This is a genomic window from Streptomyces sparsogenes subsp. cuspidosporus (assembly GCF_039532705.1).
Lineage (GTDB): Bacteria > Actinomycetota > Actinomycetes > Streptomycetales > Streptomycetaceae > Streptomyces > Streptomyces sparsogenes.
The window spans coordinates 1-17,119 of record NZ_BAAASD010000082.1; the positions used below are offsets into that span (position 1 = coordinate 1).

Genomic DNA, 17,119 nt, shown 5'->3' on the forward strand with positions numbered 1-17,119 from the left:
TGATCGCCGCGACGGCCGCCCCGGCGACGCCCGGCGCGGCCGGCCCCGGGCCGGCTCCGGACGGCGCCGCCGTGCTCCCCGACGCGCTCGCCGACGCCCTGGCCGCCGAGGACGTCCCGGTGCACCGGCCCGAGCTGGGGGTCCTCGTCGCCGCCGTGCCCGAGGACGCGCAGGGACGTGCCCGAGCGCTGGACCGCACCCGGGCCGTGGACGACGAGAAGGTGCGGCTGCGCAGCGCCGTCAAGTCGCGGGACGGCTTCTTCACCACCTTCTGTATCAGCCCCTACTCCCGCTACATCGCCCGCTGGTGCGCCCGCCGCGGCCTGACGCCCAATCAGGTCACCACCGCCTCCCTGCTCACCGCCCTCATCGCGGCGAGCTGCGCGGCCACCGGCACCCGGCCCGGGTTCATCGCGGCCGGGGCGCTGCTGATCGCCTCCTTCGTACTGGACTGCACCGACGGCCAGCTCGCCCGCTACTCCCTGCAGTACTCCACGCTCGGCGCCTGGCTGGACGCCACGTTCGACCGCGCCAAGGAGTACGCCTACTACGCGGGGCTGGCCCTGGGCGCGGCGCGTGGCGGGGACGACGTATGGGCGCTCGCGCTCGGCGCGATGGTGCTGCAGACCTGCCGCCATGTCGTCGACTTCTCCTTCAACGAGGCGAATCACGACGCCACCGGCAACTCCAGCCCCACCGCCGCCCTCTCCGACCGCCTCGACAGCGTCGGCTGGACCGTCTGGGTGCGCCGGATGATCGTGCTGCCCATCGGCGAGCGCTGGGCGCTGATCGCGGTGCTCACCGCCTGCACCACGCCCCGCGTCACCTTCTACGCGCTGCTCATCGGCTGTGCGCTGGCCGCCTGTTACACCACCGCGGGCCGGGTGCTGCGGTCGCTGACCCGCAAGGCGCGGCGCACGGACCGCGCGGCGCGCGCCCTCGGCGACCTCGCCGACTCGGGCCCGCTCGCCCAGGGCTTCGCCGCGGTCCTCCGGGGGGCCGCGCGCCGGCTCCCGGCCCTCGCCGCGCCCGCCGTCGCCCTGCTCGGGGCGGCCGCCGTGGTCTGTGTGTCCGCGTTCACGTCCTTCGGCGGCCCCTGGCCGGTGGTCGCCGCCGCCGGCTACGCGCTCGCCTCCGGCCTGGCCGTGGCCCGCCCGCTGAAGGGTCCGCTCGACTGGCTCGTGCCGCCGGTCTTCCGCGCCGCGGAGTACGGCACCATCCTGGTTCTTGCCGCTGACTCCGGGGTGAACGGAGCCCTGCCCGCCGCTTTCGGGCTGGTGTCGGCGGTCGCCTACCATCACTACGACACGGTGTACCGCATCCGCGGTGGCACCGGCGCGCCCCCGCACTGGCTGGTGCGGGCGATCGGCGGGCACGAGGGGCGGACCCTGGCGGTCACGGTCGCCGCCGCCCTGCTGCACGAGCGCAACCAAGGCTTCACCATCGCGCTGACCGCTCTCGCGGCGGCCCTCGCGCTGGCGGTGCTCAGCGAGAGCATCCGCTTCTGGGTGTCCTCCGGAGCACCCGCTGTACACGACGAAACAGGAGAACCCGCATGATCGGCCTCGTGCTGGCGGCCGGCGCCGGACGGCGTCTGCGCCCTTACACCGACACCCTTCCCAAGGCCCTGGTGCCGGTGGGTCCTGAAGGGGAAGAGGGGGCTACCACCGTCCTCGACCTGACCCTCGGCAACTTCGCGGAGGTGGGCCTGACCGAGGTGGCGATCGTGGTCGGTTACCGCAAGGAGGCCGTGTACGAGCGCAAGGAGGCGCTGGAGGCGAAGTACGGCCTCAAGCTCACCCTCATCGACAACGACAAGGCCGAGGAGTGGAACAACGCCTACTCCCTCTGGTGCGCCCGTGACGCGATCAAGCACACAGTGATCCTCGCCAACGGCGACACCGTGCACCCGGTCTCGGTCGAGAAGACCCTGCTCGCCGCCCGCGGCAACGGCCAGAAGATCATCCTCGCGCTGGACACGGTGAAGCAGCTCGCCGACGAGGAGATGAAGGTCGTCGTGGACCCCGAGAAGGGCGTCCAGAAGATCACCAAGCTGATGGACCCGGCCGAGGCGACCGGCGAGTACATCGGCGTCACCCTCATCGAGGGCGAGGCCGCGGCGGAGCTGGCGGACGCGCTGAAGACCACCTTCGAGCGCGACCCCGACCTGTACTACGAGGACGGCTACCAGGAGCTGGTCAACCGCGGCTTCAAGGTCGACGTGGCCCCCATCGGCGACGTCAAGTGGGTCGAGATCGACAACCACGAGGACCTCGCGAAGGGCCGTGAGATCGCATGCCAGTACTGACCCGCCTCATCCCGTCTCCCGTCTCCGTCGACATCAACGCCGGGGCCCTGGACGACTTGGCGGGCCTGCTGGCCGACCAGCGCATCTCGGCCTCCGGCAAGCTGGCGATCGCGATCAGCGGCGGCTCCGGCGCCGTCCTGCGCGAGCGGCTGGCCCCGGTGCTGCCGGGCGCCGACTGGTTCGAGCTGGCCGACGGCACCATCGACGGCGCCATCCAGCTGGGTGACGCCATGAAGTCCGGGCACTACGACGCGGTCGTCGGCCTGGGCGGCGGGAAGATCATCGACGCCGCCAAGTACGCCGCCGCGCGCATCGGCCTGCCGATGGTCGCCGTCGCGACCAACCTCTCCCACGACGGCATCTGCTCCCCGGTGTCGATCCTGGACAACGACGCGGGCCGCGGCTCGTACGGCGTGCCGACCCCGATCGCGCTGGTCATCGACCTCGATGTGATCCGTGACGCACCGGTCCGCTTCGTCCGCTCCGGCATCGGCGACGCGGTGTCCAACATCTCCGCGATCGCGGACTGGGAGCTGTCGCACCGCGAGACGGGCGAGCCGATCGACGGTCTGGCGGCGGCCATGGCCCGCACCGCGGGCGAGTCGGTGCTCCGGCACCCCGGCGGCTGCGGCGACGACGACTTCCTGACCGTGCTGTCCGAGGGTCTGGTGCTGTCCGGGATCGCCATGTCGATCGCCGGCCACACCCGCCCCTCCTCCGGCGCCTGCCACGAGATCAGCCACGCCTTCGACCTGCTCTACCCCAAGCGCTCCGCCCTCCACGGCGAGCAGGTCGGCCTCGGCGCCGCCTTCGCGATGCACCTGCGCGGCGCGCACGAGCAGGCCGCGCTGATCGTCGAGGTGCTGCGGCGGCACGGGCTGCCCGTCCTGCCGACCGAAATCGGATTCAGCGAGGACGAGTTCGTCAAGGCGGTGGAGTACGCGCCGCAGACCCGCCCCGGGCGCTACACGATCCTCGAGCACCTTGACCTCTCCTCCGACGCGATCAGGGACGCATACGCCGACTATGCCAAAGCAGTCAGTCAAACCCTCGGTGGCTGAACTCCGCCCGGTCGTCCACCCCGCGGGGGTGAAGGACCGGCGGAGCGGTGAGCACTGGATGGGACGCCTCTACATGCGCGAGGTCTCCCTGCGGGTCGACCGCCACCTGGTCAACACCAGGGTCACGCCCAACCAGCTCACGTACCTGATGACCGTCTGCGGCGTCCTGGCGACCCCGGCACTCCTGGTGCCGGGGATCCCGGGCGCCGTGCTCGGGGTGGTCATGGTCCAGCTCTACCTGCTGCTGGACTGCGTCGACGGCGAGGTCGCGCGCTGGAAGAAGCAGTTCTCGCTCGGCGGCGTCTACCTCGACCGCGTCGGCGCCTATCTGACCGACGCCGCCGTGCTCGTCGGCTTCGGCCTGCGCGCCGCGGACCTGTGGGGCTCCGGGCGGATCGACTGGCTGTGGGCCTTCCTCGGCACCCTGGCCGCCCTCGGCGCGATCCTGATCAAGGCGGAGACCGATCTCGTCGGCGTCGCCCGCCACCAGGGCGGGCTGCCGCCGGTCAAGGAGTCGGCGTCCGAGCCCCGTTCGTCCGGCATGGCGCTGGCCCGGCGGGCCGCCGCGGCGCTGAAGTTCCACCGGCTGGTGCTCGGCATCGAGGCGTCCCTGCTGATCCTGGTCCTCGCGGTGGTCGACCAGGTGCGCGGCGACCTGTTCTTCTCCCGGCTCGGCGTCGCCGTGCTGGCCGGCATCGCCCTCCTGCAAACCGTTCTTCACCTGGTGTCCATCCTCGCGTCGAGCAGGCTGAAGTGATGACGGACACACTGAAGGTCGGCGCGGTCGTCCTGACGATGGGCAATCGCCCCGACGAACTGCGCGCGCTGCTCGACTCGGTCGCCAAGCAGGACGGCGACCCCATCGAGGTGGTCGTCGTGGGCAACGGCTCGCCGCTGCCCGAGCTCCCGGACGGGGTGCGCACCGTCGAGCTGCCGGAGAACGTCGGCATCCCGGCGGGGCGCAATGTCGGCATCGAGGCCTTCGGCCCCGGCGGCAGCGAGGTCGACGTGCTGCTGTTCCTCGACGACGACGGCCTGCTGCCCCATACGGACACCGCCGAGCTGTGCCGCCAGGCCTTCGCCGCGGACCCGGAGCTCGGCATCATCTCCTTCCGCATCGCCGATCCCGAGACCGGCACCACGCAGCGCCGCCATGTGCCCCGGCTGCGCGCCTCCGATCCCATGCGCTCCTCGCGGGTGACCACCTTCCTCGGCGGTGCCAACGCGGTCCGTACGAAGGTCTTCGCACAGGTCGGCGGCCTGCCGGACGACTTCTTCTACGCCCATGAGGAGACCGACCTCGCCTGGCGCGCCCTGGACGCGGGGTGGATGATCGATTACCGGTCGGACATGGTGCTGCACCATCCGGCCACGGCGCCGAGCCGGCACGCGGTCTACCACCGCATGGTCGCCCGCAACCGGGTGTGGCTGGCCCGGCGTAACCTCCCCGTCCCGCTCATCCCCGTCTATCTCGGCGTCTGGCTGCTGCTCACCCTGGCCCGGCGGCCCTCCAAGGCCGCCCTGCGCGCCTGGTTGGGCGGGTTCCGGGAAGGCTGGAAGACTCCGTGTGGTGCACGGCGCCCCATGAAGTGGCGTACGGTATGGCGCCTGACCCGACTGGGCCGACCGCCTGTCATCTGACAAGCTCGTATCTGAGAGCATCGGGCGCGACCCGGGGCGCGGCCCCCGTCAGCGCACCCCCTGATGAGGACGAAAGTGTCAACTGTGAGCGAGACTACGCACAACAGTGCGGTCGCCAGCGCCCCGCCATCGCCGGACGACGGCCTGGCCCCGGCAGAGCTGGCGGCGAAGTACGGGCTGTCGGTGAGCGGCGCCCGGGTGGGCCTTGCCGAGTACGTCCGGCAGATGTGGGGCAGGCGCCACTTCATTCTGGCTTTTTCGCAGGCCAAGCTCACCGCCCAGTACAGCCAGGCCAAGCTGGGTCAGCTGTGGCAGGTGGCCACACCGCTGCTGAACGCGGCGGTGTACTTCTTCATCTTCGGTCTGCTGCTGAAGAGCAGCAGGGGCATGGAGCACAACACCTACATCCCCTTCCTGGTGACGGGGGTGTTCGTCTTCACGTTCACGCAGAACTCCGCGATGTCGGGGGTGCGCGCGATCTCCGGGAATCTGGGTCTGGTGCGGGCCCTGCACTTCCCGCGCGCCTCGCTCCCCATCTCCTTCTCGCTCCAGCAGCTCCAGCAGCTGCTGTTCTCGATGATCGTGCTGGTCATCGTGTTGGTGGGCTTCGGACACTACCCGGGGCCGTCCTGGCTGCTGATCGTGCCGGCGCTCGCACTGCAGTTCGTCTTCAACACCGGTCTCTCGCTGATCATGGCCCGGCTGGGCGCCAAGACCCCGGACCTGGCCCAGCTGCTGCCGTTCATCCTGCGGACGTGGATGTACGCCTCCGGGGTGATGTTCCCCCTGGCGCGGACGCTCGAGTCGGCGGGGGCCAGCGGCTGGGTCGCCGACGCCATGATGGCGAACCCGGCGGCCGTCTACATGGACCTGATGCGGTTCGCGCTGATCGAGGGCTACGGCGCCGGGAACCTGCCCCCCCATGTATGGGCCCTGGCTCTGGGCTGGGCGGTGCTCTTCGGCGTCGGCGGCTTCGTGTACTTCTGGAAGGCAGAGGAGCAGTACGGCCGTGGCTGAGCAGACTCTCGACGAGACTACCCAGGCGTCCCAGGCGCCCGATGCCGCCCGGGGCGGGCAGCCGGCCCCGGCCGCGGGGCGGGTGCCGACCGTCATCGCCGACGATGTGCACATCGTCTACCGCGTCAACGGCGGCCCGCGCGGCCGCGGCAGCGCCACCGCCGCCCTCAGTCGCATCCTCCGCCGCAAGAACGCCCCGGGCATGCGCGAGGTGCACGCCGTGCGCGGGGTCACCTTCGTGGCCTACCGCGGCGAGTCGATCGGCCTGATCGGCTCCAACGGCTCCGGCAAGTCGACGCTGCTCAAGGCCGTCGCCGGGCTGCTGCCCACCGAGCGCGGCAAGGTCTACACCGATGGCCAGCCGTCGCTGCTCGGGGTGAACGCGGCGCTGATGAACGACCTGACCGGTGAGCGGAACGTCATCCTCGGCGGGCTGGCCATGGGGATGTCACGGGAGCAGATCCGCGAGCGCTACCAGGACATCGTGGACTTCTCGGGCATCAACGAGAAGGGCGACTTCATCACGTTGCCGATGCGCACCTACTCCTCCGGCATGGCCGCCCGACTGCGCTTCTCGATCGCCGCCGCCAAGGACCACGACGTGCTGATGATCGACGAGGCCCTGGCCACCGGTGACCGGAAGTTCCAGAAGCGCTCGGAAGCCCGCATCCGCGAGCTGCGCAAGGACGCCGGCACCGTCTTCCTGGTCAGCCACAACAACAAGTCGATCCGGGACACCTGCGACCGGGTGCTGTGGCTGGAGAAGGGCGAGCTGCTGATGGACGGCCCGACCGACGAGGTCATCAAGGCGTACGAGAAGGAGACCGGCAAGTAGCCGATCCCCGCCATGGATGGGCCGAGCGGCCCCCGCCGGACACCGTCCGGCGGGGGCCGCCGCGCTTTCGCGGCGGCCAACCGGGCCGCGTGGCAAAGGCCTGACGCACAGGCGATCCGGTCTCCGTACGGATTTCTTTTCGAAAATGGGTCCGGCGTGCGTCCGGAGTATTCGAAGCCGACATTCCGCCATTTGAGGAGTGAGGTGCGGCCGGAGAGGAGACACTTGATGAGTGAGACGGCGAACGAGCGGGGCGGGACCCGCATCACGCGGTCGGCGGATGTGCGGCCTGGCGAGATGACGACGGTGGAAGTGAAGGGTGTCGGGGTGTTCCTGGCGAACGTCGGGGGCACGGTCCGTGCTCTGCGCGACCGCTGCTCGCACGAGGAAGCCCCGCTGTCGGAGGGCGAGTTGGAGGGATAGACGGTGGTCTGTCCCTGGCACTTCAGCAGCTTCTGCCTCCGCGCGGGCGGGGCCCCGGGGGTCCCGCGGCGGACCCCGTGAAGGGCTTCGCGGTCCACGTGGTGGACGACGAGGTGTTCCTTTCTCGCCAGTGAACGTGGGGAACTGCCGCAGTCGCCGTTCACTAAACGGAGGCGCTGTATCGTGTGCCTGAACGCCGGGTTCTTGTCGAGCGGCGGAGCATCAGGGAGGGGGACGCGTGTCGCCAGGGGAAGCGCACGTCGCACCGTACTCACGGCGCGAGCGGCTGCGCATCGCGACCATCCGCGAGATCAAGGATGTCGCCCGGACGCTCCTGGTTCAGGAGGGCCCGGAGAATGTGACGATCCGGGCCATCGCTCGCGAGATGGGCATGACCGCGCCCGCCGTCTACCGCTACTTCAGCAGCCGTGACGCGCTGATCCTCCAGCTGCGTGTGGACATCTTCGCCGAGATGGCCCGCTATATGCGCGGGGTGATCGGGCAGATCCCCGAGGACGAGCCCGGCCGCGGGGTGATCGGCGGGGCCAGGGCGCTGCGCGTCTGGGCCATCAAGCACCCCCATGAGTTCGGGCTCATACTCGGGCCGTGGGCTCCGGGCCTCGGCCGCGAGGAGACCAAGCCGGACCGGAACATGGGCTTCGACTTCGGCTCGGTCTTCTCCGACCTGATCTCCCAGCTGTGGCGCGTCCGCGGCTTCCCCGCCCCCGAGGAGGAGGAGCTCGACCCCGGGCTCGTGCGGGCGCTGGCGGAGCTCAGCGAGGACCAGGGCGTCGAGATGCCGCCCGGAGCGCTGGCCGTGATGCTCCGCTGCTGGGTCCGGCTGTACGGGGTGATCTCCATGGAGGCCCTCGGCCACATGTCCTTCGCCCTGGCGGAGGGGAAGTCCTTCTTCGAGTTCGAGCTGCGCAACCTGTGCCAGGTGCTGGACATCGAGGAGTTCTACGAGGAGGACACGGCCTAGGAGCACCCGGCGGACCCTGCCGCGTCCCCCAGGGGATCGCCCAGGGATGGCCCGGGGGCCGGCCAGGAATACATCTCCGCACGTTTGTACACCGAGAGGCGTAAGCTGGAGCGGCGCCCGAGCGGACACGCGCCGGACACGTGTCGCTGCCCCCTGTGAAGTGGGCGTGAGCGGGGCGCGGCGTCGAGCGCCCTTGACCTGGCGGCGCGGCGTGTCCGCATCGTGTCGACCCTGACAACCGGTGTAGAACGGGGGATGTGACGGCATTGGCTACCCGGCCCATCTCCAGCTCTCCCACAGGGCCCGGTCACCCGGGCTCCGGCGGAGACCTGGTCCTCGCCCGTACGCCTGGCTGTCCATGGTGACCGTGGAGGACGAGCACAGCGGGTTGCACATCACGTCCAGCGGTCCCTCCGACGGGCAGGAAGCCGCCCGGGCCGTGCTCGACAAGGCCGCGCACGAGAACTTCCCCGTCGCCCCCTTCTTCCTCCCCCGCGCCTGGCGGACCGACCTCATGGCCATCTACGGGTACGCCCGTCTGGTCGACGACATCGGCGACGGCGATCTGCCCCCCGGCGGCGCCGACGCCCGGCTGCTGGGCCTCGACCCGGAGCGGGCCGACGACCCGCTGGCGATGCTCGACGCGTTCGAGGCCGACCTCAGTCGCGTGTTCGACGGCGCGGGAGGCGCGCGCGGCGTGTCCGCGGCCCCCTCCGCGGGCCCCCGCCACCCGCTGCTGCGCGCCCTGCGGCCCACGGTCCACCACCACCGGCTGGCCCCCGAGCCGTTCCTCGGCCTGATCGAGGCCAACCGCCAGGACCAGCGGGTCCGCCGCTACGCCACCTACGAGGAACTCCTCGCCTACTGCGAGCTGTCCGCCAACCCCGTGGGCCGCCTGGTGCTCGGGGTCACCGGCACCACCAGCCCCGAGCGGGTCCGCCGCTCCGACGCCATCTGCACCGCACTCCAGATCATCGAACACCTGCAGGACGTGGCCGAGGACCTCCGCCGCGACCGCGTCTACCTCCCCGCCGAGGACATGAGGCGCTTCGGAGTGACCGAGGCCGACCTCGCCGCGCCCTCGGCCGGCGCCCCGGTGCGCGCCCTGATCGCCCATGAGGCGGCCCGCGCCGAAACCCTGCTGAATGAAGGTGCCCCCCTCGTGGGTAGCGTCCACGGCAGGCTCAAGTGGTTGCTCGCCGGGTTCGTGGCCGGGGGGCGAGCCGCCCTGAGGGCGGTCGCCGCCGCGGGATACGACGTACTTCCTGGACCGCCCAGGCCCACCAAGCTCAGCCTGCTGCGCGAGGCGGGGGCGACACTGCGAAGAGAGGGGTGAGCCGGACCGTGGACGGATCTCCGCACGCGTCCGCGCCAGTGCTCGCGGCGTACCGGTACTGCGAGGCCGTGACCGGACAGCAGGCCCGCAACTTCGCGTACGGCATCAGACTGCTGCCCACCGAGAAGCGCCGGGCCATGTCGGCGCTCTACGCCTTTTCGCGCCGTGTCGACGACATCGGGGACGGCCGACTGGGCGCCGACGCCAAGCGGGCGCGGCTCGCCGAGACCCGCGCCGTCCTCGACCGCATCAGGAACGGCGGGATCCGGGAGGACGACACCGACCCGGTCGCGGTGGCGCTCGCCCACGCCGCGCGCCGCTTCCCGATCCCGCTGGGCGGGCTCGACGAGCTGATCGACGGCGTGCTGATGGACGTGGCCGGCCAGACCTATGAGACCTGGGACGACCTCAAGGCCTACTGCCGCTGTGTCGCGGGCGCCATCGGGCGGCTCTCCCTCGGTGTCTTCGGGACCGTGAGCGCCCCCGGGGTGGGCGCGCGCGAGATCGAGCGCGCCCCCGAGTACGCCGATACGCTCGGCCTGGCCCTGCAGCTGACCAACATCCTGCGGGACATCCGGGAGGACGCCGCCGGCGGCCGCACCTACCTGCCCGCCGACGACCTCGCCAAGTTCGGCTGCCCGGCGGGCATCCACACCTCCACCGCCCCGCCGGACGCCGACTTCACCGGACTGGTGCAGTTCGAGGTCCGGCGGGCCAGAGCCCTGTTCGCCGAGGGCTACCGGCTGCTGCCGATGCTGGACCGGCGCAGCGGCGCCTGCGTGGCCGCCATGGCCGGCATCTACCGCAGGCTCCTGGAGCGCATCGCCCGCGACCCGGAGGCCGTCCTGCGCGGCCGGGTCTCGCTCCCCGGCCGCGAGAAGGCGTACGTCGCCGTCCGCGGCCTGGCCGGGCTCGACGCCCGCGCCGCCGCCCGCCGCCCCGCCGGGGGGCGGCCATGAGCCTTCCCGGGGCCCCGGCGGGCCCGGGCCTCGGCACCGGCCGCGGCGAGCGGCGGGGCGCCGTGGCCGTCATCGGCGGCGGGCTCGCGGGCACCACCGCGGCGCTCGCGCTCGCCGACGCCGGGCTGGACGTGACGCTGCTGGAGGGGCGCCCCCGGCTGGGCGGGCTCGCCTTCTCCTTCCGCCGCCCGTCGCCCGTCGGCGAGCTGACCGTCGACAACGGCCAGCATGTGTACCTGCGCTGCTGCACCGCCTACCAGTGGTTTCTCGACCGGGTCGGGGCCGTGGGGCTCGCCCCGCTGCAGGGCAGGCTGGACGTGCCCGTCCTGGACGCCGGCGGGCGGCCGGGACGGCGGCTCGGCCGGCTGCGCCGCACCGCCCTGCCGGTGCCGCTGCATCTGGCCGCGAGCCTGGCCACCTACCCCCACCTCTCGCTCGCCGAGCGCGCCCAGGTGGGCCGCGCCGCGCTCGCCCTGGGGCGGCTGGACCCGGCCGACCCCGCCCTGGACGGGGTGGACTTCGCCGGCTGGCTGCGCCGCCACGGCCAGTCGCCGCGCGCCGTCGAGGCGCTGTGGGACCTCGTCGGCGTCGCCACGCTCAACGCCACCGCCCGTGACGCCTCGCTCGGCCTGGCCGCCATGGTCTTCAAGACCGGGCTGCTCTCCCACCCCGGCGCCGCCGACATCGGCTGGGCCCGCACCCCGCTCGGCGAGCTGCACCACACCCTCGCCCGCGAGGCCCTGGAGAAGGCGGGCGTGAGCTGCGCGCTGCGCACCAAGGCGACCGCCGTCACCCGCACCGCCGAGGGCCGCTGGGCCGTGCGTACGACGGCCGGGCCGCACGCCGCCGAGCCGCTGGAGGCGGCGGCCGTGGTGCTGGCGGTACCGCAGCGGGAGGCCCACGCGCTGCTCCCCGACGGGGCCCTGGAGGACCCGGACCGGCTGCTGCGCATCGGCGACGCGCCGATCCTCAACATCCATGTAGTTTACGATCGCAAAGTGATGCGCCGCCCCTTCTTCGCCGCGCTCGGCAGCCCGGTCCAGTGGGTCTTCGACCGCACCGACGCCTCGGGCCTGGCGCGGCTCCCCGGGGCGGGGGACAGCCAGTACCTGGCCCTGTCCCAGTCCGCGGCGCACCGGGAGATCGACCTCCCCGCCGCCGAGCTGCGCGCCCGATACCTGCCCGAGCTGGAGCGGCTGCTGCCCGCCGCCCGCGGTGCCGCGGTGCGCGACTTCTTCGTCACCCGGGAGCGCACCGCGACGTTCGCCCCCACCCCCGGCGTCGGACGGCTGCGGCCCGGCGCCCCCACGAACGCGCCCGGCCTGTACCTGGCCGGAGCGTGGACCGCCACCGGCTGGCCCGCGACCATGGAGGGCGCCGTGCGCAGCGGGCTGTCCGCCGCCCGTACGGCCCTGACCCACCTCGGCCGCCCGCACCGCGACCCTTTCCCCGCCTCCGGCCGGGGGAGCCCCAAGGAGGCGGCATGAGCACCATCACACAGAACCAAGGAGAGACCGTGACCCCGGCGACCCCAGCAGTCGACACCGCAGGCGTCCCCGCGCTGCTCGAGCGCGGCCGCACGCTTGCCACGCCGGTGCTGCGCGCCGCGGTGGACCGGCTGGCCCCGCCCATGGACACCGTGGCCGCCTACCACTTCGGCTGGATCGACGCCGAGGGCCGCCCGGCCGCGGGCGACGGCGGCAAGGCCGTCCGCCCCGCCCTCGCGCTGCTGTCCGCCGAGGTGGCGGGCCGGGCCCCCGAGGTGGGCGTGCCCGGCGCGGTCGCGGTGGAGCTGGTGCACAACTTCTCCCTGCTGCACGACGACCTGATGGACGGGGACGAGCAGCGCCGGCACCGCGACACCGTCTGGAAGGTGCACGGCCCGGCCCAGGCCATCCTCGTCGGGGACGCGCTGTTCGCGCTGGCCGGCGAGATACTGCTCGAACTGGGCACGGTGGACGCCGGGCGCGCCACCCGCCGCCTCACCTCCGCGACCCGCAGACTCATCGACGGCCAGGCCCAGGACATCAGCTATGAGCACCGCGAGCGGGTCACCGTCGCGGAGTGCCTGGAGATGGAGGGCAACAAGACCGGCGCGCTGCTCGCCTGCGCCGCCTCCATCGGCGCCGTCCTGGGCGGGGCCGACGACCGCACCGCCGACACCCTGGAGCGGTACGGCCACCACCTCGGGCTCGCCTTCCAGGCCGTGGACGACCTGCTCGGCATCTGGGGCGACCCCGAGGCCACGGGCAAGCAGACCTGGAGCGACCTGCGCCAGCGCAAGAAGTCGCTGCCGGTGGTGGCCGCCCTCGCCGGGGGCGGCGAGGCATCCGAGCGCCTCGCCCGGCTGCTCGCGGACGACGCCAAGAAGACCGAGGCGGAATTCGCCGATTTCGACGAAGAGGAGTTCGCCGCCCGCGCGGCGCTGATCGAGCAGGCCGGCGGCCGCGACTGGACCTCCCAGGAGGCCCGCCGCCAGCACACCACCGCGGTGGCGGCGCTCGACGAGGTGGACATGCCGGATCGGGTCCGGGCGCAGCTCGTGGCGCTCGCCGATTTCGTCGTCGTACGAAAGAGATGATCACTATCGACCGCATATAGCTCGCAGTCGCCGGCCGGCGCCCAGCCGGGGTGCCGGCCGACGGAAGCCCCACGACGGCAGAGATCTCACACTGCAGAAGGGGAAGCCATGACAGCGACAACCGTCCACCCGCCCGAGCCCCTCGAACCCGCGACGTTAACGCTTGCCCGGCAGGCCACGGCCCGGGCCACCCGTCACCTGCTGGACCGTCAGGACGAGCAGGGCTGGTGGAAGGGCGACCTGGAGACCAACGTCACCATGGACGCCGAGGACCTGATGCTGCGCCAGTTCCTGGACATCCAGGACCCGGCGACGCTCCAGGCCGCCGCCCGCTACCTGCGCTCCCAGCAGCGCGAGGACGGCACCTGGGCCACCTTCCACGGCGGCCCCCCGGAGCTGTCCACCACCATCGAGGCGTACGTCGGCCTGCGGCTGGCCGGCGACCGGCCCGACGCCCCCCACATGGCCGCCGCCTCCGCGTGGGTGCGCGAGCGGGGCGGCATCGCGAAGAGCAGGGTGTTCACCCGCATCTGGCTGGCCCTGTTCGGCTGGTGGAAGTGGGAGGACCTGCCCGAGCTGCCGCCCGAGATCATCTACTTCCCGAAGTGGTTCCCGCTCAACATCTACGACTTCGGCTGCTGGGCGCGGCAGACCATCGTGCCGCTCACCATCGTCTCCGCCAGGCGCCCGGTGCGGCCCGCGCCCTTCCCCCTCGACGAACTCCACGCCGACCCCCGGCGGCCCAACCCGCCCGCCGGACCCGCGCCGCTGCCCTCCTGGGACGGCGTCTTCCAGCGCCTGGACCGGGCGCTGCACGCCTACCACAAGGTGGCGATCCGGTCGCTGCGCCGGGCGGCGCTGAGATCCTGCGCGCGCTGGATCGTCGAGCGCCAGGAGAACGACGGCTGCTGGGGCGGCATCCAGCCGCCCGCCGTGTACTCCCTGATCGCCCTGCACCTGCTCGGCTACGACCTCGACCACCCGGTGATGCGCGCCGGGCTGGCCTCCCTGGACCGCTTCGCGGTGTGGCGCGAGGACGGCAGCCGGATGGTCGAGGCCTGTCAGTCGCCGGTGTGGGACACCTGCCTGGCCACCATCGCGCTCGCCGACGCCGGGCTGCCCCCGGACCACCCCGCGCTGGTCAAGGCCGCGGACTGGATGCTCGGCGAGCAGATCACCCGGCCCGGCGACTGGTCGGTGCGCCGCCCCACGCTGCCGTCCGGCGGCTGGGCGTTCGAATTCCACAACGACAACTACCCCGACATCGACGACACCGCCGAGGTCATCCTCGCGCTGCGCCGGGTGCGCCACCCCGAACCCGAGCGGGTCGAGGCGGCGGTGCGGCGCGGGACGCGCTGGACGCTCGGCATGCAGTCCAAGGACGGCGGGTGGGGCGCCTTCGACGTCGACAACAGCAGCCCGCTGCCCAACCGGCTGCCGTTCTGCGACTTCGGGGAGGTCATCGACCCGCCGTCCGCCGATGTCACCGCCCACGTGGTCGAAATGCTCGCCCACGAGGGCAGGGCCCAGGCCCCGGCCGCCCGGCGCGGCGTCGCCTGGCTGCTGGCCGAGCAGGAGGCCGACGGCTCGTGGTTCGGCCGCTGGGGGACGAACTACGTCTACGGCACCGGCTCCGTCGTCCCCGCCCTGGTGGCCGCCGGGGTCCCCGCCTCCCACCCGGCGATCCGCCGGGCCGTCCGCTGGCTGGAGAGCGTCCAGAACGAGGACGGCGGCTGGGGCGAGGACCAGCGCTCCTACCCCGACCGGCAGTGGGCCGGGCGGGGCGCCTCCACCGCCTCGCAGACGGCATGGGCGCTGATGGCCCTGCTGGCGGCGGGGGAGCGGGAGGGCAAGGCGGTCGAGCGCGGGGTCACCTGGCTCGCCGAGACCCAACAGGAGGACGGCTCCTGGGACGAGCCCTACTTCACCGGCACCGGCTTCCCCTGGGACTTCTCCATCAACTACCACCTGTACCGGCAGGTGTTCCCGGTCACCGCGCTGGGACGGTACGTCAACGGCGAGCCGGCCCTGACCCGCCCACGGAGATCCTGATGGCCGCCGGCCCGGCCCCGCCCCCGCACCGGGGCGAGGGCCCGGCGCCGCTGCTGATCGCGTGCGCGCTCGGCATCGAGCGGTTCGCCCTGCGCGGCGGCGACTTCGGCGCGGCCGCCGGGCCGGTGACCGTCCTGCGCACCGGCATGGGGCCGCAGGCCGCCGAGCGCGCGGTGACGCGCGCCCTCGCCGAGAGCGGCGGGCACGCGGCCGGCACCGCGGTCATCGCCACCGGCTTCTGCGCCGGCCTGGCCCCCGGGATGCACCCGGGCGACCTGGTGGTGGCCGATGAGACCCGGGACGGCGCGGGCGCCACCCCGTGCACCGGCACGGCGGTCCTCGCCGACGCGCTCACCCGGCCGGCCCGGGCCGGTCCCGGGCGCGCGGTCCACACCGGCCCGCTCGTCGGGTCCGGCCATGTCGTACGGGGCGCCGAGCGGGCCCGGCTGCACGCCACCGGCGCCATCGCGGTGGACATGGAATCCGCCGCGACACTGCGGACCGCCGTGGCGGCCGGGGCAGGCCCGGTTGCGGCCGTCCGAGTGATCGTGGACGCTCCTGAACATGAACTCGTCCGTATCGGAACTCTGCGCGGGGGAATATCTGCTTTCCGTGTTCTACGCACCGTCCTTCCCGCTTTCTTTGCCTGGCACCGTTCTTCGCTGCTCCCAGGAGGTGAGCTAGATGGCCATGCCGCTCCGTCAGACCATCCGGGTCGCGACGTATCTCTTCGACCAGAAGGTGGTCAAGCGTCGTGACAAGTTTCCGCTGATCGTCGAGCTAGAGCCGCTGTATGCCTGCAATCTGAAGTGCGAGGGATGCGGAAAGATCCAGCATCCCGCCGGGGTGCTGAAGCAGCGGATGCCGGTCGCCCAGGCGGTGGGGGCGGTGCTGGAGTCCGGGGCGCCGATGGTGTCCATCGCGGGCGGCGAGCCCCTGATGCACCCCCAGATCGACGAGATCGTGCGGCAGCTGGTGGAGCGCCGCAAATACGTCTTCCTGTGCACCAATGCCATGCTGCTGCGCAAGAAGATCCACAAGTTCAAGCCCTCCCCCTATTTCGCGTTCGCGGTGCACATCGACGGGCTGCGTGAGCGGCACGACGAGTCGGTCGCCAAGGAGGGGGTGTTCGACGAGGCCGTCGCGGCGATCAAGGAAGCGCAGCGGCGCGGCTTCCGGGTGACCACCAATTCCACTTTCTTCAATACCGACACCCCGCAGACCGTCGTCGAGGTGCTCAACTTCCTCAATGACGAGCTCAAGGTGGACGAGATGATGATTTCGCCCGCCTATGCCTATGAGAAGGCGCCCGACCAGGAACACTTCCTCGGGGTCGAGCAGACCCGCGAGCTGTTCAGGAAGGCCTTCGCGGGCGGCAACCGGCGGCGCTGGCGCTTGAACCACAGCCCGCTCTTCCTGGACTTCCTGGAGGGCAGGACCGACTTCCCGTGCACCGCGTGGGGCATCCCCAACTACTCGCTCTTCGGCTGGCAGCGCCCCTGCTATCTGATGGCGGACGGATACGTCCCCACGTACCGTCAGCTCGTCGAGGAGACGGACTGGGAGAAGTACGGCCGCGGCAAGGACCCGCGCTGCGACAACTGCATGGCCCACTGCGGCTACGAGCCGACCGCCGTGCTGGCCACGATGGGCTCTCTCAAGGAGTCGCTGCGCGCGGCCCGCGAGACCGCCACCGGAGGCCGCGGGTGAACGCCATGAGTTCGGCGCAGCCCGTCTCCCTGGGGCTCCCCGCGGTGCCGGCCCGGCCTCTGGCGGAGCGCCGCCTCTCGCGGCGCCTCCAGGTCGGGTCGGTGGCGGTGGGTGGGGACGCGCCGGTGTCGGTGCAGTCGATGACGACGACGGTGACGGCGGATGTGGGTGCGACGCTGCAGCAGATCGCGGAGCTGACGGCTTCGGGGTGCGA

Annotated in this window: 17 protein-coding genes; all 17 read left to right on the forward strand. The window is 72.3% G+C overall.

Features of this window, described 5'->3' with window-relative positions; genetic code table 11:
• A partial coding sequence (locus ABFY07_RS41510; RefSeq protein ID WP_346179426.1) for a DUF5941 domain-containing protein occupies window positions 1–1,559 on the forward strand: 1,559 nt, incomplete at its 5' end.
• Window positions 1,556–2,308: a phosphocholine cytidylyltransferase family protein gene (locus tag ABFY07_RS41515; protein WP_346179427.1), complete on the forward strand. Its 753-nt coding sequence runs from the start codon at window positions 1,556–1,558 to the stop codon at window positions 2,306–2,308. The genes ABFY07_RS41510 and ABFY07_RS41515, both read left to right, overlap by 4 nt.
• The gene (locus ABFY07_RS41520; protein WP_346179428.1) at window positions 2,296–3,369 is read left to right on the forward strand and encodes an iron-containing alcohol dehydrogenase family protein; all 1,074 of its coding nucleotides are present in this window, start codon (window positions 2,296–2,298) and stop codon (window positions 3,367–3,369) included. The genes ABFY07_RS41515 and ABFY07_RS41520 overlap by 13 nt, the downstream gene beginning before the upstream one ends.
• Window positions 3,335–4,126, forward strand: a complete 792-nt coding sequence (locus ABFY07_RS41525; protein WP_076970630.1) for a CDP-alcohol phosphatidyltransferase family protein — start codon at window positions 3,335–3,337, stop codon at window positions 4,124–4,126. The genes ABFY07_RS41520 and ABFY07_RS41525 overlap by 35 nt, the downstream gene beginning before the upstream one ends.
• Entirely contained in the window at window positions 4,126–5,010 is an 885-nt protein-coding gene (locus tag ABFY07_RS41530; protein ID WP_346179429.1) for a glycosyltransferase family 2 protein, read from the forward strand. Before ABFY07_RS41525 ends, ABFY07_RS41530 begins: the two co-directional genes overlap by 1 nt.
• Before the next feature lie 84 nt (window positions 5,011–5,094).
• Window positions 5,095–6,027 carry an ABC transporter permease gene (locus ABFY07_RS41535; RefSeq protein ID WP_346179430.1) on the forward strand — a complete coding sequence of 311 codons (933 nt, stop codon included), beginning with the start codon at window positions 5,095–5,097 and terminating at the stop codon, window positions 6,025–6,027.
• Window positions 6,020–6,862: an ABC transporter ATP-binding protein gene (locus ABFY07_RS41540; RefSeq protein WP_346179431.1), complete on the forward strand. Its 843-nt coding sequence runs from the start codon at window positions 6,020–6,022 to the stop codon at window positions 6,860–6,862. Before ABFY07_RS41535 ends, ABFY07_RS41540 begins: the two co-directional genes overlap by 8 nt.
• A 228-nt stretch (window positions 6,863–7,090) precedes the next feature.
• Window positions 7,091–7,285 carry a Rieske (2Fe-2S) protein gene (locus ABFY07_RS41545; protein ID WP_346179432.1) on the forward strand — a complete coding sequence of 65 codons (195 nt, stop codon included), beginning with the start codon at window positions 7,091–7,093 and terminating at the stop codon, window positions 7,283–7,285.
• A gap of 238 nt (window positions 7,286–7,523) precedes the next feature.
• Complete coding sequence (locus ABFY07_RS41550) at window positions 7,524–8,267, forward strand: TetR/AcrR family transcriptional regulator (protein WP_065965913.1); 744 nt, start codon at window positions 7,524–7,526, stop codon at window positions 8,265–8,267.
• A 439-nt stretch (window positions 8,268–8,706) separates the two neighbouring features.
• Window positions 8,707–9,603, forward strand: coding sequence for a squalene synthase HpnC (gene hpnC, locus ABFY07_RS41555; RefSeq protein ID WP_346179439.1), 897 nt, complete (start codon window positions 8,707–8,709; stop codon window positions 9,601–9,603).
• Window positions 9,600–10,562: a presqualene diphosphate synthase HpnD gene (gene hpnD / locus ABFY07_RS41560; RefSeq protein WP_346179433.1), complete on the forward strand. Its 963-nt coding sequence runs from the start codon at window positions 9,600–9,602 to the stop codon at window positions 10,560–10,562. The genes hpnC and hpnD overlap by 4 nt, the downstream gene beginning before the upstream one ends.
• Entirely contained in the window at window positions 10,559–12,049 is a 1,491-nt protein-coding gene (gene hpnE / locus ABFY07_RS41565) for a hydroxysqualene dehydroxylase HpnE (protein WP_346179434.1), read from the forward strand. The genes hpnD and hpnE overlap by 4 nt, the downstream gene beginning before the upstream one ends.
• Window positions 12,046–13,143, forward strand: a complete 1,098-nt coding sequence (locus ABFY07_RS41570; RefSeq protein WP_065965923.1) for a polyprenyl synthetase family protein — start codon at window positions 12,046–12,048, stop codon at window positions 13,141–13,143. Before hpnE ends, ABFY07_RS41570 begins: the two co-directional genes overlap by 4 nt.
• 108 nt (window positions 13,144–13,251) lie before the next feature.
• The gene (gene shc, locus ABFY07_RS41575) at window positions 13,252–15,195 is read left to right on the forward strand and encodes a squalene--hopene cyclase (RefSeq protein WP_346179435.1); all 1,944 of its coding nucleotides are present in this window, start codon (window positions 13,252–13,254) and stop codon (window positions 15,193–15,195) included.
• The gene (locus ABFY07_RS41580) at window positions 15,195–15,953 is read left to right on the forward strand and encodes a phosphorylase family protein (protein ID WP_346179436.1); all 759 of its coding nucleotides are present in this window, start codon (window positions 15,195–15,197) and stop codon (window positions 15,951–15,953) included. The genes shc and ABFY07_RS41580 overlap by 1 nt, the downstream gene beginning before the upstream one ends.
• Window positions 15,880–16,905 (forward strand): adenosyl-hopene transferase HpnH, encoded by a 1,026-nt coding sequence (hpnH, locus tag ABFY07_RS41585; protein WP_346179437.1) that lies wholly within the window; start codon window positions 15,880–15,882, stop codon window positions 16,903–16,905. The genes ABFY07_RS41580 and hpnH overlap by 74 nt, the downstream gene beginning before the upstream one ends.
• A gap of 5 nt (window positions 16,906–16,910) precedes the next feature.
• Window positions 16,911–17,119: flavodoxin-dependent (E)-4-hydroxy-3-methylbut-2-enyl-diphosphate synthase (locus tag ABFY07_RS41590; RefSeq protein WP_346179438.1), on the forward strand; the 209-nt coding region annotated here is incomplete at its 3' end.